The organism is Mycobacterium arosiense ATCC BAA-1401 = DSM 45069, assembly GCF_002086125.1.
GTDB classification, from domain to species: Bacteria; Actinomycetota; Actinomycetes; order Mycobacteriales; family Mycobacteriaceae; genus Mycobacterium; species Mycobacterium arosiense.
This window is the reverse complement of the sequence record NZ_MVHG01000004.1, coordinates 166300-188194: the sequence shown is the minus strand read 5'-3', so window position 1 is coordinate 188194 and position 21895 is coordinate 166300. Positions and strand designations below refer to the sequence as shown.

General features: G+C 67.8%; 20 protein-coding genes and 1 pseudogene. 7 read left to right on the top strand and 14 right to left on the bottom strand.

Annotation, left to right across the window (positions count from 1 at the left end):
- Nucleotides 1–250: pseudogene (locus BST14_RS30515) on the bottom strand (hypothetical protein); the annotation flags it as partial.
- Between the two features lie 565 nt (nucleotides 251–815).
- Between BST14_RS30515 and gltB the strand changes: the two are divergent.
- Both gltB and BST14_RS03455 read left to right on the top strand, forming a co-directional pair.
- Complete coding sequence (gene gltB / locus BST14_RS03460; protein WP_083063187.1) at nucleotides 816–5399, top strand: glutamate synthase large subunit; 4584 nt, start codon at nucleotides 816–818, stop codon at nucleotides 5397–5399.
- Nucleotides 5392–6858 (top strand): glutamate synthase subunit beta, encoded by a 1467-nt coding sequence (locus BST14_RS03455; RefSeq protein WP_083063186.1) that lies wholly within the window; start codon nucleotides 5392–5394, stop codon nucleotides 6856–6858. Before gltB ends, BST14_RS03455 begins: the two co-directional genes overlap by 8 nt.
- A gap of 383 nt (nucleotides 6859–7241) precedes the next feature.
- Here BST14_RS03455 and BST14_RS03450 read toward each other — a convergent pair whose 3' ends face one another.
- A complete protein-coding gene (locus BST14_RS03450) occupies nucleotides 7242–8093 on the bottom strand; it encodes an LLM class F420-dependent oxidoreductase (RefSeq protein WP_083063185.1) in 852 nt (283 codons plus the stop codon).
- Nucleotides 8094–8144: 51 nt separating this feature from the next.
- Between BST14_RS03450 and BST14_RS03445 the strand changes: the two genes are divergently transcribed.
- On the top strand, nucleotides 8145–8585 hold the full coding sequence (locus BST14_RS03445) for a hypothetical protein (protein ID WP_083063184.1): 441 nt from the start codon (nucleotides 8145–8147) through the stop codon (nucleotides 8583–8585).
- Nucleotides 8586–8607: 22 nt separating this feature from the next.
- Entirely contained in the window at nucleotides 8608–9615 is a 1008-nt protein-coding gene (locus BST14_RS03440; RefSeq protein ID WP_083063183.1) for a PHP domain-containing protein, read from the top strand.
- On the opposite strand, the gene dinB is transcribed toward BST14_RS03440, so the two are convergent.
- Both dinB and BST14_RS03430 read right to left on the bottom strand, forming a co-directional pair.
- Entirely contained in the window at nucleotides 9612–10820 is a 1209-nt protein-coding gene (gene dinB, locus BST14_RS03435; RefSeq protein WP_083063182.1) for a DNA polymerase IV, read from the bottom strand. The two genes, BST14_RS03440 and dinB, sit on opposite strands and share 4 nt — an antisense overlap.
- Nucleotides 10821–10850: 30 nt before the next feature.
- Complete coding sequence (locus tag BST14_RS03430; RefSeq protein WP_083063181.1) at nucleotides 10851–11489, bottom strand: TetR/AcrR family transcriptional regulator; 639 nt, start codon at nucleotides 11487–11489, stop codon at nucleotides 10851–10853.
- Nucleotides 11490–11566: 77 nt separating this feature from the next.
- Here BST14_RS03430 and BST14_RS03425 point away from each other — a divergent pair, with 77 nt between their 5' ends.
- The gene (locus BST14_RS03425) at nucleotides 11567–13036 is read left to right on the top strand and encodes a flavin-containing monooxygenase (protein WP_083063180.1); all 1470 of its coding nucleotides are present in this window, start codon (nucleotides 11567–11569) and stop codon (nucleotides 13034–13036) included.
- Nucleotides 13037–13040: 4 nt separating this feature from the next.
- On the opposite strand, the gene rraA is transcribed toward BST14_RS03425, so the two are convergent.
- From rraA to BST14_RS30260, 9 genes are all read right to left on the bottom strand, one after another.
- Complete coding sequence (gene rraA, locus BST14_RS03420) at nucleotides 13041–13523, bottom strand: ribonuclease E activity regulator RraA (RefSeq protein WP_083063179.1); 483 nt, start codon at nucleotides 13521–13523, stop codon at nucleotides 13041–13043.
- 4 nt (nucleotides 13524–13527) lie between these two features.
- Entirely contained in the window at nucleotides 13528–13965 is a 438-nt protein-coding gene (locus tag BST14_RS31355; protein WP_083063178.1) for an Rv3852 family protein, read from the bottom strand.
- Between the two features lie 106 nt (nucleotides 13966–14071).
- Nucleotides 14072–14572, bottom strand: a complete 501-nt coding sequence (locus BST14_RS03410) for a copper resistance CopC family protein (protein WP_083063177.1) — start codon at nucleotides 14570–14572, stop codon at nucleotides 14072–14074.
- Nucleotides 14569–15231 carry a YcnI family copper-binding membrane protein gene (locus BST14_RS03405; protein WP_083063176.1) on the bottom strand — a complete coding sequence of 221 codons (663 nt, stop codon included), beginning with the start codon at nucleotides 15229–15231 and terminating at the stop codon, nucleotides 14569–14571. Before BST14_RS03405 ends, BST14_RS03410 begins: the two co-directional genes overlap by 4 nt.
- 28 nt (nucleotides 15232–15259) lie before the next feature.
- The gene (locus BST14_RS03400; RefSeq protein WP_083063175.1) at nucleotides 15260–15916 is read right to left on the bottom strand and encodes a DUF6474 family protein; all 657 of its coding nucleotides are present in this window, start codon (nucleotides 15914–15916) and stop codon (nucleotides 15260–15262) included.
- A 130-nt stretch (nucleotides 15917–16046) separates the two neighbouring features.
- Nucleotides 16047–16445 (bottom strand): transcriptional regulator, encoded by a 399-nt coding sequence (locus BST14_RS03395; RefSeq protein WP_083063174.1) that lies wholly within the window; start codon nucleotides 16443–16445, stop codon nucleotides 16047–16049.
- Nucleotides 16446–16932: 487 nt separating this feature from the next.
- Nucleotides 16933–17466 (bottom strand): peptidase, encoded by a 534-nt coding sequence (locus BST14_RS03390; protein WP_083063173.1) that lies wholly within the window; start codon nucleotides 17464–17466, stop codon nucleotides 16933–16935.
- A 193-nt stretch (nucleotides 17467–17659) separates the two neighbouring features.
- On the bottom strand, nucleotides 17660–18283 hold the full coding sequence (locus BST14_RS03385) for a superoxide dismutase (RefSeq protein ID WP_083063172.1): 624 nt from the start codon (nucleotides 18281–18283) through the stop codon (nucleotides 17660–17662).
- A 148-nt stretch (nucleotides 18284–18431) separates the two neighbouring features.
- Nucleotides 18432–18587: a hypothetical protein gene (locus BST14_RS30260; RefSeq protein ID WP_169926040.1), complete on the bottom strand. Its 156-nt coding sequence runs from the start codon at nucleotides 18585–18587 to the stop codon at nucleotides 18432–18434.
- 441 nt (nucleotides 18588–19028) lie between these two features.
- Between BST14_RS30260 and BST14_RS03375 the strand changes: the two genes are divergently transcribed.
- Nucleotides 19029–20075 carry a DUF4328 domain-containing protein gene (locus BST14_RS03375; protein WP_142279239.1) on the top strand — a complete coding sequence of 349 codons (1047 nt, stop codon included), beginning with the start codon at nucleotides 19029–19031 and terminating at the stop codon, nucleotides 20073–20075.
- 4 nt (nucleotides 20076–20079) lie between these two features.
- Nucleotides 20080–20898 carry a glycerophosphodiester phosphodiesterase gene (locus tag BST14_RS03370; protein ID WP_083063170.1) on the top strand — a complete coding sequence of 273 codons (819 nt, stop codon included), beginning with the start codon at nucleotides 20080–20082 and terminating at the stop codon, nucleotides 20896–20898.
- A gap of 7 nt (nucleotides 20899–20905) precedes the next feature.
- On the opposite strand, the gene BST14_RS03365 is transcribed toward BST14_RS03370, so the two are convergent.
- Nucleotides 20906–21850, bottom strand: a complete 945-nt coding sequence (locus BST14_RS03365) for an LCP family protein (protein WP_083063200.1) — start codon at nucleotides 21848–21850, stop codon at nucleotides 20906–20908.
- Nucleotides 21851–21895: the final 45 nt, after the last annotated feature.

Here is a 21895-nt window from a genome sequence, read left to right as displayed (position 1 = left end):
CCCACAGCGGGCGCGGCGCAGCGGGCCGGTGAGTCACGGGAGATGTGGTGGCCCGGGGCTCGTTCGGGGCTGGCTGGCGCCGTTGGGGAGTGGGAGTGGGCGGGAGTGCGGCGGGGTTGTCAGGCCGCTCGGGCTGCAGACGGTCCCGCAGGAATTCGTCGCGCTCGTTCATGGGCTCCTCGGGTGCCAGGCGGTCGATCGTCGTGCCGGTGGTCCGGCGGCGGCGCGGGTGTGACGTGATAAGCGCCACGGTCCGACCCGCGGCGCCGGGTCTGACTGATACCCGTCCAGTATCTCCTGCTACGCCCCATCCGCGAACCCGCAAACTCGCCCGCGCAAGCTGCCGAAACCCACGGCGCCCCCCGGCGCCCTTTGAGCACGCTGGTACCCACCACGGCGACCTCGCCAACGCGACCCCGCGCGCCCGTCAGCAAACTTAAAACGGCCGCCCGTCAGCGTGCGGGGGAGCCTGGAATAGGCCCTGCTGTGGACGGATTGTGCGCCGCGGCCCGTGGTTGGCGAGAATCGGGGTTCACCGCCGGCGGCGAAAATTACGGCGCCGCCCCGCTGGCGGCTAGACTTGACGAAGTTGGCATGTCAGGCGGGTATTGTCATATCGTTTTACGACTTGTCGAGACCGGTTCCAGGCCACCGTTCAGAGCTGCACGGACGTCGCTAGCAGGTGTACCTCCGCCTGGAGCAGAGCCCATCGAGACAAGACCGAAGGGGTTATAGCCCGCAACCTCACGGGTGCGACCTCGCCGGGGCCGCTGCTAACGGCCACGCAGAACGTTCAGGTGAAGGGTCAGGTGCATATGACGCCCAAGCGCGTCGGGTTATACAACCCCGCGTTCGAGCACGACGCGTGCGGGGTTGCCATGGTCGTCGATATGCACGGCCGTCGTAGCCGCGACATCGTGGACAAGGCAATCACCGCGCTGCTGAACCTCGAACACCGGGGTGCCCAGGGCGCCGAGCCCCGCAGTGGCGACGGCGCGGGCATCATGCTTCAGGTTCCGGACGCCTTCCTCCGCGAAGTCGTGGATTTCGAATTGCCGCCCCCGGGCAGCTACGCCACCGGCATCGCGTTCCTGCCGCAGTCGTCCAAGGACGCCGCGACCGCGTGTGCCGCCGTGGAGAAGATCGCCGAAGCCGAAGGCCTGACGGTGCTGGGCTGGCGCAACGTGCCCATCGACGATTCGTCGCTGGGCGCCTTGTCCCGCGACGCGATGCCCACGTTCCGGCAGGTGTTCCTGGCGGGCGCATCCGGCATGACGCTGGAACGGCGCGCCTACGTGGTGCGTAAGCGCGCCGAGCACGAGCTGGGCACCAAGGGCCCCGGCCAGGACGGGCCCGGCCGCGAAACCGTCTACTTCCCAAGCCTTTCCGGCCAGACATTCGTCTACAAGGGCATGCTGACCACCCCGCAGCTCAAGGCGTTTTACCTTGACCTGCAAGACGATCGGTTGACCAGCGCGCTGGGCATCGTGCACTCCCGGTTCTCCACCAACACGTTCCCGTCGTGGCCGCTGGCGCATCCGTTCCGTCGCGTCGCGCACAACGGTGAGATCAACACCGTCACCGGTAACGAGAATTGGATGCGCGCCCGCGAGGCGCTGATCAAGACGGACATCTTCGGAACCGAAGCCGACGTCGAGAAGCTGTTCCCGATTTGTACGCCGGGGGCATCCGACACCGCGCGGTTCGATGAGGTGCTCGAACTGTTGCACCTGGGCGGGCGCAGCCTGGCCCACGCGGTGTTGATGATGATCCCCGAGGCGTGGGAACGCAACGAGTCGATGGATCCCGCGCGGCGAGCGTTCTACCAGTACCACGCGTCGTTGATGGAGCCGTGGGACGGTCCCGCGTCGATCACGTTCACCGACGGAACCATCGTCGGCGCGGTCCTCGACCGTAATGGCCTGCGCCCCTCGCGGATCTGGGTCACCGAAGACGGCTTGGTAGTAATGGCGTCGGAGGCCGGTGTGCTGGAGCTGGACCCGGCCACGGTGGTCCGCCGGATGCGGTTGCAGCCCGGCCGCATGTTCCTGGTAGACACCGCGCAGGGCCGCATCGTCTCCGACGAGGAGATCAAGGCCGAGCTGGCCGCCGAGCACCCCTACCAGGAATGGCTGGACAAGAACCTGGTCCCGCTCGACGACCTGCCGCAGGGTAACTACAAGCGGATGCCCCATGACCGACTGGTCAAGCGGCAGCAGGTGTTTGGTTACACCTACGAGGAACTCAACCTCCTGGTGGCGCCCATGGTGCGCAGCGGCGCCGAGCCGATCGGGTCGATGGGTACCGACACCCCGGTCGCGGTGCTCTCGCAGCGACCCCGGATGCTCTATGACTACTTCCAGCAGTTATTCGCGCAGGTGACCAACCCGCCGCTGGACGCCATCCGCGAGGAGGTGGTGACCAGCCTGCAGGGCACCACCGGAGGCGAGCGCGACCTGCTCACGCCGACCGAGCGTTCGTGTCACCAGATCGTGCTGTCACAGCCGATCCTGCGTAACAGGGAGCTGGCGAAGCTGATCAACCTCGACCCGGACGACGAGGTCAACGGCCGTCCGCATGGCATGTGTTCCAAGGTGATTCGCTGCCTGTACCCGGTCGCCGAAGGCGGTGCCGGGCTGGCGGCCGCGCTCGAGGAGGTGCGCGCGCAGGCGTCGGCGGCGATCGCTGACGGGGCGCGCGTGATCATCTTGTCCGACCGCGAATCCGACGAGCAGATGGCGCCCATCCCGTCGCTGCTCGCGGTGGCGGGGGTGCACCACCACTTGGTGCGCGACCGCACCCGGACCCACGTCGGGCTGGTGGTGGAAACCGGTGACGCCCGCGAGGTTCACCACATGGCCGCGCTGGTCGGCTTCGGCGCCGCGGCGATCAACCCGTACATGGCGTTCGAGTCCATCGAGGACATGCTCGACCGTGGCGACATCGAGGGCATCGACCGCAAGACGGCGCTGAGCAATTACATCAAGGCCGCCGGCAAGGGCGTGCTCAAAGTCATGTCCAAGATGGGCATCTCGACGCTGGCGTCCTACACCGGTGCCCAGCTGTTCCAGGCCGTCGGCATCTCCGAGGACGTGCTCAGCGAGTACTTCACCGGATTGAGCTGTCCCATCGGCGGTATCACCCTGGACGACATCGCCGCCGACGTCGCCACCCGGCACGCGCTGGCCTACCTGGACCGCCCGGACGAGCGGGCCCACCGCGAGCTCGAGGTGGGCGGGGAATATCAGTGGCGCCGCGAGGGCGAGTACCACCTGTTCAACCCCGAGACCGTCTTCAAGCTGCAGCACGCCACGCGCACCGGCCAGTACAAGGTGTTCAAGGACTACACCCGCCTGGTCGATGACCAGAGCGAGCGCATGGCCTCGCTGCGCGGCCTGCTGAAGTTCCGGGCCGGGGTCAATCCCCCGATTCCCCTCGACGAAGTCGAGCCCGCCAGCGAAATCGTCAAGCGCTTCTCGACCGGGGCGATGAGCTACGGCTCGATCTCCGCCGAGGCGCACGAGACGTTGGCCATTGCGATGAACCGACTGGGCGGCCGGTCCAACAGCGGTGAGGGCGGCGAGGACGTCAAGCGTTTCGACCGCGATCCCAACGGCGATTGGCGGCGCAGCTCGATCAAGCAGGTTGCTTCGGCGCGGTTTGGCGTCACATCGCACTACCTGACGAACTGCTCCGACATTCAGATCAAGATGGCGCAGGGCGCCAAACCCGGTGAGGGAGGCCAGCTTCCCGGACACAAGGTGTATCCCTGGGTTGCCGAAGTCCGGCATTCCACTCCCGGGGTCGGCCTGATCTCTCCGCCGCCGCACCATGACATCTATTCGATCGAGGACCTGGCCCAGCTGATCCACGACCTGAAGAACGCCAACCCGGCCGCGCGTGTGCACGTCAAGCTGGTTTCCGAGAACGGCGTCGGCACGGTCGCCGCGGGGGTGTCCAAGGCCCACGCCGACGTGGTGCTGATCTCCGGACACGATGGCGGCACCGGTGCCACCCCGCTGACCTCGATGAAGCACGCCGGGGCCCCGTGGGAGCTGGGGCTGGCCGAGACGCAGCAGACGTTGCTGCTCAACGGGTTACGTGACCGGATCGTGGTCCAGGTCGACGGCCAGCTCAAGACGGGACGCGACGTGATGATCGCCGCGCTGCTCGGCGCCGAGGAATTCGGCTTCGCCACCGCCCCGCTGGTGGTTTCCGGCTGCATCATGATGCGGGTCTGCCACCTGGACACCTGCCCCGTCGGGGTAGCCACCCAGAACCCGGTGCTCCGCGAACGCTTCACCGGCAAGCCCGAGTTCGTCGAGAACTTCTTCATGTTCATCGCCGAGGAAGTCCGTGAATACATGGCGCAGTTGGGCTTCCGCACGATCAACGAGGCCGTCGGCCAGGTGAAGTCCTTGGACACGACGCTGGCCCGGGCGCACTGGAAGGCGCACCGGCTGGATCTGGCCCCGGTTCTGCACGAGCCGGAGTCGGCGTTCATGAACCAGGACCTGTACTGCAGCTCACGCCAGGACCACGGCCTGGACAAGGCGCTCGATCAGCAGTTGATCGTGATGAGCCGCGAGGCGCTGGACTCCGGGAAGCCGGTGCGGTTCTCCACGACCATCAGCAACGTCAACCGCACGGTGGGCACCATGCTCGGCCACGAGGTCACCAAAGCCTATGGCGGTCAAGGGTTGCCGGACGGCACCATCGACGTCACCTTCGACGGGTCCGCGGGTAACAGCTTCGGTGCGTTCGTCCCGCGGGGCATCACCTTGCGGGTCTACGGCGACGCCAACGACTACGTCGGCAAGGGCCTGTCCGGTGGCCGGATCGTGGTGCGGCCGTCGGACGACGCGCCTCAGGACTACGTGGCCGAGGACAACATCATCGGCGGCAACGTGATTCTGTTCGGTGCGACCAGCGGCGAGGCGTACCTGCGCGGGGCGGTCGGCGAACGATTCGCCGTCCGTAACTCCGGTGCGCACGCCGTCGTCGAGGGCGTCGGCGACCACGGTTGCGAATACATGACCGGCGGCAAGGTTGTCATCCTCGGTCGCACCGGCCGTAACTTCGCGGCGGGCATGTCCGGCGGCGTGGCCTACATCTACGACCCGCAGGGCGAACTCCCAGACAATCTCAACGCGGAGATGGTCGAGCTCGAGAGCTTGGATGACGATGACTACGAGTGGTTACACGGCATGATTCAGGCACACGTTGATGCCACCGATTCCGCGGTCGGTCAGCGCATTCTGGGTGACTGGACGCAACACCAGCGGCACTTCACCAAGGTGATGCCGCGGGACTACAAGCGGGTGCTGCAGGCCATCGCCGAAGCGGAACGCGACGGCGTGGATGTCGACAAGGCGATCATGGCGGCCGCGCATGGCTGATCCGAGCGGCTTCCTGAAACACACGCATCGGGAACTGCCGAAGCGCCGGCCTGTCCCGCTGCGGCTGCGCGACTGGCGCGAGGTCTACGAAGAGTTCGACAACGAGACCCTGCGGGAGCAGGCGACCCGTTGCATGGATTGCGGTATTCCGTTCTGCCACAACGGTTGTCCGCTGGGTAACCTGATCCCGGAGTGGAACGACCTGGTGCGCCGGGATCGGTGGCGGGACGCGATCGAGCGGCTGCACGCGACCAACAACTTCCCGGACTTCACCGGGCGGCTGTGCCCGGCCCCCTGCGAGCCGGCCTGTGTGCTCGGCATCAACCAGGACCCGGTGACGATCAAGCAGATCGAGCTGGAGATCATCGACAAGGCCTTCGACGAGGGCTGGGTGCGGCCGTTGCCGCCGGAGAAGAAAACCGGCAAGAAGGTCGCCGTGGTGGGTTCCGGGCCGGCGGGTTTGGCCGCCGCCCAGCAACTGACCCGCGCCGGCCACACGGTCACCGTCTTCGAGCGGGCCGATCGCATCGGTGGGTTGCTGCGCTACGGCATCCCGGAATTCAAGATGGAAAAGCGTGTCCTAGACCGCCGGTTGGATCAAATGCGGGCCGAGGGAACCGAATTTCGCACGGGTGTCAACGTCGGAGTGGACATCACCGCCGAGCAGGTGCGCGCCGACTTCGACGCCGTGGTGCTGGCCGGCGGCGCCACGGCGGGGCGCGATCTGCCCATCCCCGGCCGCGAACTGGACGGCATCCACCAGGCGATGGAGTATCTGCCGTGGGGTAACCGCGTGCAGGAGGGCGACGACGTGCTGGGGCCCGACGGGGAGCCGCCGATCACCGCCAAGGACAAGAAGGTCGTCATCATCGGCGGCGGGGACACCGGCGCGGACTGCCTGGGCACCGCCCACCGGCAGGGCGCGTCCGTCATCCACCAATTCGAGATCATGCCGCGCCCGCCGGAGACGCGCGCCCCGTCCACGCCGTGGCCGACCTACCCGCTGATGTACCGGGTGTCCTCGGCGCACGAGGAGGGCGGCGAGCGGGTGTTCTCGGTCAACACCGAGGAGTTCGTCGGCAAGGACGGTCACGTGACGGCGCTCAAGGCGCACGAGGTGACCATGGAAGACGGCAAGTTCGTCAAGGTGGAGGGTTCGGAGTTCGAACTCGAGGTCGACGTGGTGTTGCTGGCGATGGGATTCGTCGGTCCGGAGAAGGAGGGCCTGCTCACCGACCTCGAGGTGAAGCTCACCGAGCGGGGCAACGTCGCCCGCGGCGCCGATTTCGACACGTCGGTTCCGGGCGTGTTCGTTGCCGGTGACATGGGTCGTGGCCAGTCGCTGATCGTCTGGGCGATAGCTGAGGGGCGGGCGGCCGCGGCCGCGACCGACCGATTCCTGATGGGGTCGACCGCGTTGCCGGCGCCGGTCAAGCCCACCGCGGTACCGCTTCAGTAGTAACACCAGTCACACCAGAAACACGCCCACCTTCGTTCGGCGAGTCTCCCACTGTTTGCCAGCGGCCTGGTGTCTAATAACCCGTTGTGAGCCCGCTCACATGGGGGTCACACCGGTCTCCCGGTTGAACGACCGATCGCAGGAGAGATTCTTGTGCATATCCACCCATTACCTCAGTCACGGATGGGGCGAATCGCCTGGTCATGGTTGCGTCACCCGGTCAAAAGTCGTGAGTTTCCCGCTAAGCACGAGCGCTTGGTGACCGCCCAGGACTTGCTGCTGTTCGGTGCGTGACGCCCGGCCGTCGCGCCCAACGGCGCGCTGCGGGTTTGCTCAAACCACGCGCGGCGGGATTTTGTCGCCGGGCCACCCCGGATGCGCCGTCACCCCTCCGACAGACCCGAGTCGCGGATCGCCTCGGCAAGCGGTTCCAGCACCGCCGGATCGTGTGGCGGCGGAAGGTAGACAATGCCCAGATCCAAGCCCTCGGCGGCCAGGGCGGCGGCGTCCTCGATGACTTTCCCGTAATTCAGATCCGGCTCCAGGCGCAGGTGGGCCGAGAGCGTGATCTCCTTGGGATCGCGGCCGATGTCCGCGCAGTGCGAGGCCAGAACGTCACGCTTGTGGGCGAAGACGTCGGGCGGACCGCCCACGAAATTCCAGTGCTGGGCGTAGCGAGCGGTGATGCGCAGCGTGCGCTTCTCCCCGCTGCCGCCGATGCAGATGGGCGGGTGCGGGCGCTGCGGGCCCTTTGGCTCGTTGCGGGCGCCTTTGAGCTGGTAGAACTTGCCGTCGAAGTCGGTCGTCTCCTGGCCGAGCAGGCTGGTCAGCACCTCGCACGCCTCCTCGAAGCGGTCGAAGCGTTCCTTGATGCTGCCCAGTTCGATGCCGTAGGCGCCGGACTCCTCTTCGTTCCAGCCGGCGCCGACCCCCAGCTCGAGCCGTCCGTTCGAAATGATGTCGAGCGCGGCGGCCATGTTGGCCAGCACCGCGGGGTGGCGGTAGTGGATTCCGGTGACCAGGGTGCCCACCCGCAGCCGCTGGGTGGCCTGTGCGAGCGCGGTCAGCGTCGTCCAGCCCTCCAGGCAGGGCCCGCTGCTGTCGGAGAAGATCGGATAGAAGTGGTCAAACGTCCACCCGGACTCGTAGACCTCGATGTCGTCGGCCGCCTGCCAGACGGCCAGCATCTGCGCCCAGGTGGTGTGTTGCGGGGAAGTTTTGAACGCGAATCGCATGCCGTCGATTTTAGTCGGTATTTATGAAGGACAACTAAACTCAACCTTGCGATGACGGCTGTGTGCGGCTCCCTCGGCATAGACACCAAGATCACCCTGCTGGCTGCGGGCCTGATCTTTTTGCTCGCGCTCGTCTTGGGCGTGTGGAAATACCGCGAGATGATCGCGTCGGAGAATCACCTCGCGCATCCCTACGTCGACATCGCGCACAGGGCGGCGCTGCTGTATTCGTTCGCGACGCTGCTGCTCGCGGTGTTCGTGCAACTGAGCGCCTGGCCGGGGTGGGTGAACCTGATGGCGGCGGGGGTGGTCGTCTTCTTTTTCGTTGCCGCCATCGCCGCCTACATCAGCCACGGCGCGCGTCGCGACACCGTCAACCAGTTCGAAAACGCCGACGGGCGCCTCGTGTTGGCGATGGCCGCGCTGATCGCCGGGGAGATCGGCGGGTTCAGCGTGCTGCTCGCCGGGTTCGTCGCCGGCCAGCTGTTGTGAGCGGGGCGGGCACACTGGAGTCATGGATCCGGTAGCGGCGTTACGGCAGATCGCCTATTTCAAGGACCGCAGCCGCCACGACCCCCGGCGCGTGATGGCCTACCGCAATGCGGCCGACACCATCGAGGGCCTCGACGAGGCGACCCGGGAGCGGCACGGTCAGGCCAACAGTTGGCAGTCCCTGCCGGGGATCGGGCCCAAGACCGCCAAGGTCATCGACCAGGCATGGTCCGGCCGCGAACCCGACCTGCTGGTCGAACTCCGTTCGGCCGCCGAGGATCTCGGCGGCGGTGATATCCGCTCCGCGCTGCGCGGCGATCTGCATCTGCATTCCATCTGGTCGGACGGCTCGGCGCCGATCGAGGAGATGATGGCCTCCGCGGCGGCGCTGGGCCATGAGTACTGTGCGCTGACCGACCACTCGCCCCGGCTGACCATCGCCAACGGCCTCTCGCCGGACCGGCTGCGCAAGCAACTCGACGTGATCGACGGACTGCGGGAGAAGTTCGCGCCGATGCGCATCCTCACCGGGATCGAGGTCGACATCCTCGACGACGGCAGCCTCGACCAGGAACCCGAGCTGCTCGAGCGCCTCGACGTGGTGGTGGCCAGCGTGCACTCGAAGTTGTCGATGGATGCGCCGGCGATGACCCGGCGGATGCTGCGCGCGGTGGCCAACCCGCACGCCGACGTGCTAGGGCACTGCACCGGCCGGCTGGTGTCCGGGAATCGCGGCATCCGGCCGGAATCCAAGTTCGACGCCGAGGCGGTGTTCGCCGCGTGCCGCGAGCACGGCACCGCGGTCGAGATCAACTCCCGCCCCGAGCGGCGCGACCCGCCCACCCGGCTGCTGAACCTGGCGCTGAAGATCGGGTGCGTATTCACCATCGATACCGACGCGCACGCGCCCGGGCAGCTGGATTTCCTCGGCTACGGCGCCCAGCGCGCGCTGGACGCGGGCGTTCCCGCCGACCGGATCGTGAACACCTGGCCCGCCGAGCGGCTGCTGGAGTGGACCGGCGCCAATTAGTCCGGCAGATGCGGCATCTCAAAGCCGGGATCGCGACCCAGCAGCACCGCGGGCGTGAGCGCCGACTTGCCGTAGCGGCGGCGCACCCGGTCGATGGCCGCGTCCATGTCGTCCCCCGAGCGCTTCGCGTCGGCGAACGGCAGCACCAGCTGCTGGGAGCCGCTGCGGTCGATGCCCGACACGGCGAAGCCGACCAGCGTCAGACCGCGCTGGGCGATGAGCGGCGCCGCGTCCGCGACCAGCCCGCGCGCGGCGGCCAGCAGGGGCGCCGTGGATGACGTCGCCCACGGCAACGTGTGCGATCGGGTCGCCCGGGTGAAGTCGTCGAAGCGTAGCCGCAGCACCACGGTGCGACCGGTACGCCCGGCGGCGCGCATACGACCCGTGATGCGGTCGATCAGATTGACCACGACGGCGTCGATCTCGTTGGGAGACATGGTGTTTCCGGCGCGTCCCAGTGCCCGCTGCGCGCCGACGGACCGGCGACGGACCCCGGTGGTCACCCGGCGACGGTCGATATTGCGGGAGAGCGCGTATAACTGGCGGCCCATCGCGCCGCCCACCATGGAGCTGAGCGCGGACTCGGTGAGCTCGGCGACGTCGGCGACGGTCACGATGCCGTGCGCGCGCAGCTTCTCGGCCGTCACCGCGCCCACACCCCAGAGCCGGCGCACCGGCAGCGGGCGGAGGAAGGTCAACTCCTGATCCGGCGGTACCAACAGCAGCCCGTCCGGCTTGGCCTCTTGGCTGGCGACCTTGGCCAGAAACTTCGTGCGGGCGACGCCGACGGTGATCGGCAGCCCGACGCGCTCGCGCACGTCCGCACGCAGCCGCTCGGCGATGGCGACCGGCCTGCCGCTGACCCGACCCAGCCCGCCGACGTCGAGGAAGGCCTCGTCCACCGACAGCGGCTCGACGATCGGGGAGAAGTCGCCGAACACCTCGAAGACGGCGTCACTGGCGCGCGAATAGGCGCTCATCCGCGGCGGCACCACCACGGCGTGCGGACACAGCCGCCGCGCCTGCGCTCCGCCCATGGCGGTGCGCACGCCGTAGGCCTTGGCCTCATAGCTCGCGGCCAGCACCACACCGCCGCCCACGATCACCGGGCGGCCCCGCAGGGTCGGGTCGTCGCGCTGCTCGACGGACGCGTAGAAGGAATCCAGGTCCGCGTGCAGGATGGACGCATCGCACCGCACGAACATATGTTCGCATAAGGCGCCGACAGTCCGGCTTCAGCAGGCGTCGCCGTAGACACTGCTGACCCAGATGTGCACCAGCGTGTCGAGCAATTGCTCGCTGGGCACCGACGGCCGCCCGTCGGCGAACGTGCTGAGCATGACCTTCTCGTTGAGCAGGTTCAGCGCCGCGGACAGGGTGCGGGCCGGCAGTGTCACCGGCGCCGCGCCGCGGGCGCGCTCGGCTTCGATCACGGTGGTGATGTGGTCGACCCATTTCTGCATGAAGCGCGACCACAGGTCGTCGACATCCTTATTACTGCGCGCCGCGTCGGCGGCCAGTGACACCGCGCGATGCGCCCCGAACGTCTCGACGAACACGTTGATCCCGATGCGCCAGAGCGCTTTCAGGTCGGCGGGCGGGGTGGCCACCAGCGTCTCGAGGGCGGAGTCGGCCTCCATGATCACCCGCTCGAACAGGGTGAGCAGCACCGCGTCCTTGGACGGGAAATAGAAGTAGAACGTCGGCCGGGACAGGCCGGCCCCCTTGGCCAGGTCGTCAACGGAGATATCGGCGAGCGGGCGTTCCCGCAGCAGCTGTTCGGCGGTGGACAGGATGGCCAGTTCCCGGTCGTCGCCGGACGGGCGCGTCGAACGCCTGCCCCGGTGGGTGCGGGCGGAACCGACGGTAGTCACGGCCGCTACTTTACACGTTGTCGAAAGTTTCGACACGGTGTTGACTGGTTCAACACGGTGTTGATAGCGTTGGCGTTATGACTGAGCACCTTGACGTCCTCATCGTCGGCGCCGGTATCTCCGGCATGAGCGCGGCCTGGCATCTGCAGGAACGCTGCCCGACAAAGAGCTACGCCATCCTCGAACGCCGCGCCGACCTCGGCGGAACCTGGGACCTGTTCAAGTACCCGGGCATCCGGTCCGATTCGGACATGTTCACCCTGGGCTTTCGGTTCAAGCCCTGGCGTTCGGCGAAGTCCATCGCCGACGGGGCCTCGATCAAGGCCTACATCAAGGAGACCGCGATCGAGAACCAGATCGAGCCGAAGATCCGCTACCGCCATCGGGTGGTGGCCGCCGACTGGTCCGACAGCGACAACCGCTGGACCGTGACCGTAGAGAGCGACGGCCGGCAAAGCGAGATCACGTGCTCGTTCCTGTTCGCCTGCACCGGCTACTACAACTACGACGAGGGGTACTCGCCCACCTTCCCGGGCGCCGAGGACTTCGGCGGCACCATCGTGCACCCGCAGCACTGGCCGGAGGACCTCGACTACGCAGGCAAACGGATCGTCGTCATCGGATCCGGAGCCACCGCGATCACCCTGATTCCCGCCCTGGTGAACTCGGGCGCAGGACACGTGACGATGCTGCAGCGCTCACCGACCTACATCGGGTCGCTGCCCGGGGTCGATCCCTTTGCCGAAAAGGCCAACCGGTGGTTGCCCGAGCGCCTCGCGCACGTGGCCAACCGCTGGAAAGCCATCGCGTTCAGCACTTTCCAGTATCAGTTGTCCCGCAAGGCGCCCGGCTACATGCGCAAGACGCTGATGACGATGGCGCAGCGACGCCTGCCGGAGGGCTACGACGTCGAAAAGCACTTCGGCCCGCGTTACAACGTTTGGGACGAGCGGTTGTGCCTGGCCCCCGACGGCGACTTCTTCCGGACCATCCGGCACGGCAAGGCCGACGTCGTCACCGACACCATCGACCGGTTCACCACTGCGGGCATCAGGCTCACCTCGGGTGAGGAGTTGTCGGCCGACATCATCATCACCGCAACGGGATTGAACATGCAGCTGCTGGGCGGGGTGAAGCCGACCCGCAACGGTGAGGACATCGACCTGACCTCGTTGATGACGTACAAGGGGCTGATGTTCTCCGGTGTGCCGAATTTCGCCATCACGTTCGGATACACGAACGCCTCCTGGACGCTGAAGGCCGATCTGGTCTCGGAGTTTGTGTGCCGACTGCTGAACTACATGGACGCCAAGGGTTTCGACTTCGTCGAGCCGCAGCACCCGGGCGACGACGTCGACGAATTGCCGTTCATGGACTTCACCCCGGGCTACTTCCGGCGGTCGATGCACCTGCTGCCGAAGTCGGGATCGCGCGCGCCGTGGCGGCTCAAGCAGAACTACTTCTTCGACATGCGCACAATCCGGCGCGGCAGGGTCGACGACGAAGGCTTGAAGTTCGCGAAAAAGCCTGCCCCGGTGGCGGTTTAGCCGGTCAGTCCGCGGCGACGACGACGATTCCGTCGTCGTCGCTGTAGGCGATCTCGCCCGGCACGAACGTCACCCCGCCGAGGGTGACCTCGACGTCGCGCTCGCCGGCACCGGTCTTGGTGCTCTTGCGGGGATTGGTGCCCAACGCCTTGATGCCGAGGTCCATGCCCCGTAACGCGGCCGCGTCGCGCACGGCGCCGTTGATGATCAGCCCGGCCCAGCCGTGGGAACGGGCCAGCTCGGCGATGACGTCGCCGACCAGCGCGGTGTGCAGGGAGCCGTCGCCGTCGATGACCAAGACCCCGCCGCCGCTGGGCTCCGAGAGGACCGATTTCAGCAGCGCGTTGTCCTGAAAGCACCGCACTGTGCTGATCGGCCCGGCGAATTGGGCCCGGCCGCCGAACTGGCGGAATTGCACGTCGCAGCTGCGTACGTCGGGGCCGATGCTGTCCACGAGGTCGGCCGTCGGCCGAAATGACACCGTCACGTTCTCAGCGGCGCCGCAGCTGGCGAATGAGCAGGATGGCCAGCAGGCTGACGGCCAGGGCAACAATCAGGGGCACCGGGGACTGACCCGCCGGACCGACGATCGCGGGCGAGACGGGATTGTTGGCGGCTTCCACGGCGGACTTCGCCTGCGCGGCAGCATCTTTGGCGGCGGCCGTGAGGTCGCCGTTGCTTTCGGCCCGCTGCGCAGCGTCGAGCGGCCGCTCGGGTGGCTTCGGGGGCGCCGGTTCGGCGCTCTTCGCCGGCACCTTCTTGGCGGGTGCTTTTTTGGCGGGTGCTTTTTTGGCGGGCGCCTTTTTCGCAGGTGCCTTTTTGGCCGGCGCTTTCGCCGTCTTCTTCACGGCCTTGGCCGGCGGCTTCTTCTCCGGCGGGATGCCGGCGCCGTCGGGTGCGCTACTGATTGGGTCCTGCGGGTCTGCCATGCGGCCGCTCCTTGAGCTTCCTCTGTCGTCGTTCCCCTAGCTCACCGGGTTCAAGGTCCCATCATGCCAGGACGCATCGGGGGGCCTGGCTCGCCCGCCGCCGTTCTCAGCGCCTGCCCCGCGCCGCCCACCAGGCACCGCCGGCGACGAGCGTCACCGCGATGGCCACGAAGGGCCAGATCGGGAGCGCACCGCCATCCGCCGGGGCCGCCGCGGGGGGACCCGGCGCGCCGGTGCCGGGCACCGTGAGCCGAAACGACCAGGATCCGGAGACGACGTGGCCATCGGCGGAGGTGACGCGGTAGTTCACCGTGTACGTTCCGGCCGGCCCGAGTGGTCGCAGGGCGATGCCGACCACTGCGCCCCGCACGGTGGGCTCTCCAGTGGACCACACGTTGCCGTCCGGCCCGATCACCGTCATGGCGGCGAACGTGGTTTGCAACTGCTCGTTGAACGTGGCGCTCACCCGCTGCGGGCCCGTCGCCAGGGCCGCATCGGCTGCGGGATCGCTGGCCACGCGGGTGGCGTGGGCCGACGCGGCCGGCGCGGTCAGCGTGGCGATCACCAACATGACGCCGACGCACGTGCCAACCGCCAGGCGCCTCATGGCCGCCGGCGGATCAGTGCCATCGCGATGCCCGCGGCGGCGACCACCAAAGCGGCGCCGCCCAACAGCCGGGCGGTGTTGTCGGCCGCGGTCGGCCCGGCCGGCGCGGCGCCGGGCGAGCTGTGGTGTTGGTGCGAGGCCGCCGGTCCGGTGGCGAGGGTGAGCGTGGGTACCGGGTGCTCCGGCTCGCTCCCGTCGGGCCGTGGCGGCTGATCCCAATTCACGGCGGTTCCATCGGAGTAGGTCTGCGTGGCGGGGAAGCTGACGGTGTCCGTGTCGGGCAGCTTCACCGACAGCCGGAACAGGGCGAATTGATCGGGCCCGATGCCGCCGGTGAGGGCGGCGGTCCACGTCACCGAACGCACGGTGCCCGACGCCGCGTCGCGGTCGAGCCTGGCGGTCCAGCCCGGCAGGTTTTCGGTGCGCGCCGACGCGACGTTGGGAAGCGTGACGGTCAGGGCGGTGGTGAGTGCCCCGCTGTTCGACTCGTTGGGCACCTGGAACGTGACGATCGCCATGGCCCCGCGCACCGCGTCGTCGCTGCTGGCGTGCACGTGTGCCCAGGCGGCGGGCAGCTGGGCCGCCGAGCCGAGATAGAGTGCGACGGCCGCGGCGATCGCGGTCAGCGTGCGGTGGAGCCACCTGCGGTCGACGGGCATGCCGGGGTGCCGCCTTTCCTACGGTTGGTCAGCTCAGGCCGAGGCGGGCCATCAGGTCCGCCTCGATTCCGTTGAGTTGCGTCGAGATCGCGGCGTGGGCCGCTCGGCGTCGCGCGGCCGGCATGTTCTCCGCGGCGGTGACCGCCGCCGACAGATCGGTGAGCCGCTCGGCGATCGCGGACACGAATTGTTTGGTCTCGGCGTCCTTGGGCTTTTTGTCCTGCACCATTCGCAGCGACTTTTCCGCCCCCGCGATGCGGGCCGACAGCTGGGCGCCGTGACCGGAGAACTGGCCGATCTGCGCCAGCGGGACGCCGAGTTGATCCGCGCGACGCTGATCGATGACCGCGCGTGCCGCGACCGCCGCCCGGTAGACGAGGGGGGTGAGGATCGGTGCGAGCAGCCGAGACACCGTCAGCACCCGGCGGATCCGCGTCGGTGAGAGGATCTTGCCCTCCCGCACGGCTTTGAGTTCGGCCTCCGCGACCTTCAGGGCGTTGCGGTCGCGGTCGCGTTGCGCCTTGATCTGCGCGCGCAGCGCCTTGCCCTCCGCGCGTTGAGCGGATTTGGCGCGCCGCACCTCGTTCTTCGCGGCCAGCTTGGCCTCAAGTTTCGCGCGGGCCCTAATCGCGCGGGCTTCGGCGCGACGCGTCGCGCGGCTCTTTCGCTTGCCGAACAGGCCCATTCCCGGCCGCCTCCCGGTTAGTGGTGGACTATCGCTCTCGCGGTTGCGCGATCCGCTGAGCCAACCCTAATCGGAATGGGCGGCTGGCAGCCCTCCAGGGCAGGCCGACCGCTGGTGGCCGGCGTGGACGTCAGGCGTCTAAGTGCTCGGCGCGGCGTAGCTCGTCGACCCGCTCCATGACCTCGCGCTGCGCCTCGGGGGACAGCTCGGCCATGCGCACGGCGATGCGGCGCACATTGTCGTCGCGCGTCGTCGCCAACCACGACAGTTCTTTGTCGAGCTTCTCGTAGTACTCGTCGTCGGTGAAGTACGCCGACTTGATCCGGAAGAAGTTGGCCAAAGCGGCCATGGTCGCCGTCGACGGGTTGGTGCGGTTGCCGGAACGCAACTGGGAGAGGTAGGGAGCCGACATCGTTATGCCCTCCGCCTTGAGCGCCGCGATCACTTCCGCGGAGGTGTGCGGCCCGCGTCCCGGCGGATACACCGTGTCGAACAGGCGATTCAGGCGAGCCGCGAACGTCGTGCTCATTGATATGACCTCCACTGGGCTGTAGAAGTGAACTATTACCTAGGTGTATTTGCTGATCATGGTAGCGAGGCTCGGTGACCGTAACCAGGTGCAAACCCCGAGGGAATCGCGCCCGGCATAGCTGACGCCTGCCAACTCCCCACTTGACGAGCGTCTAACTGATTCGCTGGGGTGTCCACTAATTCCTTGGAACTCACAGGTTATCAGCAGAATGGAGCTTCGTTCCAAGGTGGCGGACGAAAGGTGCGCTGACGGGGCCGATAATATGCCGGGATGCGCTCGGCAATCGCTCCGCAACGGGCCGACGATCTGGGTTGGCTTAGCCCACCCTTTGCTGCCGAGTGAGAAAAACGCCCGCGCGGCGGTCCCGCGGGGCTGCGGGCGGCCGCCGGGCACCGGCGGTCGAGGCGCCGTCAACTCAGCCGGACATCGCTGGCAGCGCGTCGATTGCGGCGACGCTCCTGCGGCGCCGCAATCGGGCATTTCGTCACGCGGCGAGCAGCATCGCCAGTATCGCCGTGTCGGGGTGGCTGATCGGGTCGACGCCGACCCGGCTCACCATCGAGGTGATGGTCCCGTCGGCCTCGGCTTCCACCCAGGCCGCGCGATGCTCGAGTCCCAGATAGGGCAGCCCCGGCAGCAAGACGCATCCGGATGCCGCGCCGGTGCATTCGGGCAGCGACGGCATGGTTTCCGACGGCGGGTGCAACATGAGCAGAGCCGGCGGTTGATGATCCGCGAAATAGCCTGGCTTGATGGCCGATTCACCGAACACCGTGCCCTCGGCCAGCACCAGGCCAACCGTGCCGGGCTCGGGTTCGTCCGGTAATTCCTCGCGGGCACCGAACACCGTTGTGGTGGAGAGCAATCCGGGCAGCGATGCGATTCTGACCGCGACCATGAGGAGTTGGGCCCATTCTTTGGTCGAGTCGGGCCACCGGCCGGAGATCACGAACCCCTTCAAGGCACCACGAGAATGGAACGGGGACACCCCGATAGGCCCGTCCGACCCAGTTTCCATTTCGACCTCCGCGCGATGACTCCGCTTGGAACAACCACACTGGCAAGTCCGAATAATCAAGCATGCCTGCGGTTTAGGCGCCGTGCAACACGACACGGTCACCGGCGCAGACCTGCTCAAGCCCCAGGACGAGGGTCCACAAACGACTGGGGCGCCGCGCAACCGCGCGACGCCCCAGCCGATCGAAATAAAGTCAGCCGAAAATCAGGCCCTGGGCTTTCGACGTCGCGGCCTCATACCGCTTCTGCACATCGGCCCAGTTGACGACGTTCCAGAACGCCTTGACGTAATCCGCTTTGACGTTCTTGTACTGCAGGTAGAAGGCGTGCTCCCACATGTCGACCTGCAGCAAAGGGATGATGCCGAGCGGAACGTTGGCCTGCTGGTCGTAGAGCTGGAAGGTCAGCAGCCGGCTGCCCAGGGTGTCATAACCCAGGACCGCCCAGCCCGAACCCTGCAGTCCGTTGGCGGCCGCGCTGAACTGTGCGCGGAAGCGGTCGAACGATCCGAACGCGTCATCGATCGCGGCGGCCAGTTCACCGGTCGGCTTGTCGCCGCCGTCCGGCGACAGGTTCTTCCACCAGATCGAGTGGTTGACGTGACCGCCCAAGTGGAAGGCGAGGTTCTTCTCGTTCAAAAAGATCGCAGCGTGGTCCTCGTTGGCGCGGGCCTCTTCGAGCTTGGACAGAGCGTCGTTCACGCCTTTGACGTACGTGGCGTGGTGCTTAGTGTGGTGGATCTCGTTGATCTGCCCGGAGATGTGCGGTTCCAACGCTGCATAGTCCCAGTCCAAGTCGGGCAGGGTGTATTCAGCCACGGCATTCCTTTCTTCGATTATCGTCTTGACGCTCAGTCGCGCGGCGCCGCTTAGCGGCGGCCGGCCGCTATCAACCCTGCTCCAAGACCGCGCGCTCCGCAAGAACGACAGTTGTGAGCCGGAACGCGGATACCCGCTGAGCGGCGATTCAAGCCAAGACGATGACCGCGAGCACGGCCAGTAATGCCAGGGCGATCAGGCCGGCGCGCAGCGCGGCGATGCTGTAACTGTGATTCCACGCCGGTGAGCCGCAGTACGACTTCGATGGGCCCGCTGAACCCGGACCGAACGAATGCGTGGCCATCAATCGCCTTTCACCCCCGGTCACCTCGCCTCAGTGAGGTGAGTCACAACACTTTTGCGAACGCGATCATAGCGCTTTGAGACGGGCTTGCGAAAATATCGCGCTGAGCTGCGGCTTGGCCACGGCGCCGGGCTCGCGAGCCGGTCGGGACCCTGGGCGATTCCCGGCCGCGCGGGCAGCCCGGATGGGTGTTTAGTAAGGCAAGTTATTTCGCTCGACGACCCCCCAGGGCTGTCGATGGTGTGCCACCAGCGCCCGGGTGTTATCCACAGTTACACCACGGTCAACCGCCGGAGGCTGTAGCGATGCTTTCTGTACCCCCAAGGAGCTATGTGGATAAACCTGTGGAATCTGTGGATAGTCGCAGCGCCTCAGCGGGTTGCCATCGCGATCCTCCGTGCTCGGAGACGACGGCTGCCGGGACGGCGTTAGTCTGGTCCGGTGATCCAGGTGTGCTCTCAGTGCGGCACGCGCTGGAATGTGCGCGACCGGCAACGTGAATGGTGCCCCCGCTGCCGTGGGGCCCTGCTGGCACCCTCGCCGGACGCCCCCGCGGCCGACCCGCGCTGGAGCGCGCCCGGGGCCCCGGCGCCGGCCCGCCCCTCGAGATCGCCCGGGTGGCAGCGGACGCCACCGCGGCTACCCCCCGGCTATCGCTGGATAGCGGTGCGCCCCGGTGCCGCGCCGCCGGCGCGACACAGACTCCCTCCCCTCGGACCCACGCCCCGCTACACCGTGATCCCGCGCTGGGGTTTGGTCGACCGAGTCCAGCAAGCGCCCGCAGCCGCGGAAGCGGCGGCGCCGTCGGGGCCGTCGGCGCAGATCGTTCGGACCACCTCGTTTGTGAGCGTGCTGGTGCTCAGCATCGCCGCGCTGGTCTACGTGGTGCGGTACGTGCTGCTGGTGATCAACCGGGACACCTTGCTGAACTCGTGGGTGGCCATCGGCGCCGACTGGCTCGGCGTGCTCGCCAGCGTGGGCGCGGGCGCGGCGGTGATCGCGTCCGGCGTGCTGCTGATCCGCTGGATGATCGCCCGCCGCGCCGCCGTGTTCGCCCATCACGGTCTGCCCGAGCCACGCTCCACGCGGGCGTTGTGGGCCGGCTGCGTCGTGCCGCTGGCCAATCTGCTGTGGGCCCCCGTGTACGTGATCGAGCTGGCGCTGCTCGACGAGCATTACGCCCGGCTGCGCGGCGCCATCTGGCAGTGGTGGGCGGCGTGGGTTTGCAGCTACGCGGTGTCCATCGCCGCCATCGCCACCAGCTTCGCCGCCGACGCCCAGGGAATCGCCAACAACACCGTTCTGATGGTCTTCGCCTATCTGTTCGCGGCCGCCACGCTGGCCGCCGCGACCCGCGTCTTCGAAGGATTCCAGCGCAAACCCGTCGCACGTCCCGCGCATCGTTGGCTGGCGGTTCCCGATGACCGGCCCGCCACGCCGGCGTCGGGCAACCCAGTTGAGTTGAGGGGGCAGGAACCGGCAGCATAGGGGTATGACGTGGGCCGATGAGGTGCTCGCCGGGCACCCCTATGTCGTCGCCCACCGCGGCGCGTCGGCCGCCCGGCCCGAACACACGCTGGCCGCCTATGACCTCGCGCTCAAAGAAGGCGCCGACGGCGTGGAATGCGACGTGCGGCTGACCCGCGACGGCCACCTGGTGTGCGTGCATGACCGTCGGCTGGACCGGACCTCGACCGGCGCGGGCTTGGTCAGCACCATGACCCTCGCGGAACTGCGCGAGCTCGAGTACGGGGCGTGGCACGACAGCTGGCGCGAAGACGGCACGCACGGCGACACCAGCTTGCTGACGCTGGATGCGCTGGTCTCGCTGGTGCTGGACTGGCACCGCCCGGTGAAGCTGTTCATCGAAACCAAGCACCCGGTCCGGTACGGCTCATTGGTCGAAACCAAGCTGCTCGCGTCGCTGCATCGGTTCGGCATCGCCGCGCCGGCCTCGGCGGACCGGTCGCGTGCGGTGGTGATGTCGTTCTCGGCGTCCGCGGTCTGGCGGATCCGGCGGGCCGCCCCGCTGCTGCCCACGGTGTTGCTCGGCAAGACCGGCCGTTACCTGACCAGCGGTGCGCCCACCGCCATCGGCGCCACCGCCGTGGGGCCTTCGTTGTCGACGCTGAGAGAATATCCCCAGCTCGCCGACCGGGCCATCGCCCAGGGCAGGGCGGTCTACTGCTGGAACGTCGACGATTACGAGGACGTCAATTTCTGCCGCGACGTGGGGGTGGCGTGGCTCGCCACGCACCACCCCGGCCGCACCAAGGCGTGGTTACAGGGCAACCGCGCCGGCAGCGGCTAGCCGGCCTCTATTGCGGTTCGTCCGACGCGGCGGGTGGCACGGGCGCGTCCGAAGCCAGCGACTGGAACAGCCGCGCGGCTGCGTCGTGGTTCCACACCACCACCGAGCCGGCGTCGCCACTGGTGAACTGGCCGATCGGGACGGTCATGGTGGCGGTCGACCCGTGCAGCGCCCAGCCGAGCCGGGCCAGGTCCCAGGTGTGGTCGCCGCGGTCGACGGTCAGCGCGTCGGCGGCCGCCCGTGGCACCGAGTACCAGCGCCACGGATTGAGCCACACCGCGGGGGTCGCGGCCCGATGCAGCAGCGCCGCCACGAACTGGCGTTGGTTGACCATCCGGTCCAGATCGGCGCGGGGCGTGTCGCGCGACCTGACGTAGCCCAGCGCGGTGCGCCCGTTGAGGGTGTGGCAACCCGCCGGCAGGTCGATGCCGGCCAACGGGTCGTCGAACGACGTCGTCGGGCACACCGTGACCCCGCCCAGCGCGTCCACCAGGCCGGCGAACCCGCCGAATCCGATCTCCGCGTAGTGATCCAGGCGCAACCCGGTGGCCTGTTCGACCGTGTGCACCAGCAGCCGGGCGCCGCCCATCACGAAAGCGGCATTGATCTTGTCCTTGCCATGCCCGGGAATCGGCACATAGGAGTCGCGCGGTATCGACACCATCGACGTCTGCGCTCCGGATCCGATGCCCGGCACGTGAACCAGCAGGATCGTGTCGGTACGCCCGTTACCGATGTCGCCGCCCGTGGCCAGATCCTGTTGCTGCTCGGCGCTCAGGCCCTGGCGGCTATCCGATCCGACGATCAGCCAATTGGTGCCCCGGCCGGTTGCGGGGCGGTCCGGGTAGTCAGCGAGCACCTGTTCGCGGTGCAGCTTGGTGTCGAACCAGACGGCCCCGGCCACGACCCCCGCACCGACCAGCAGCGCCACCACCAGCAGGACCGACAGCACCGCGCTGACCCGACGGCGCGCGCGGCGCCTGCGCGACGTGCTGGG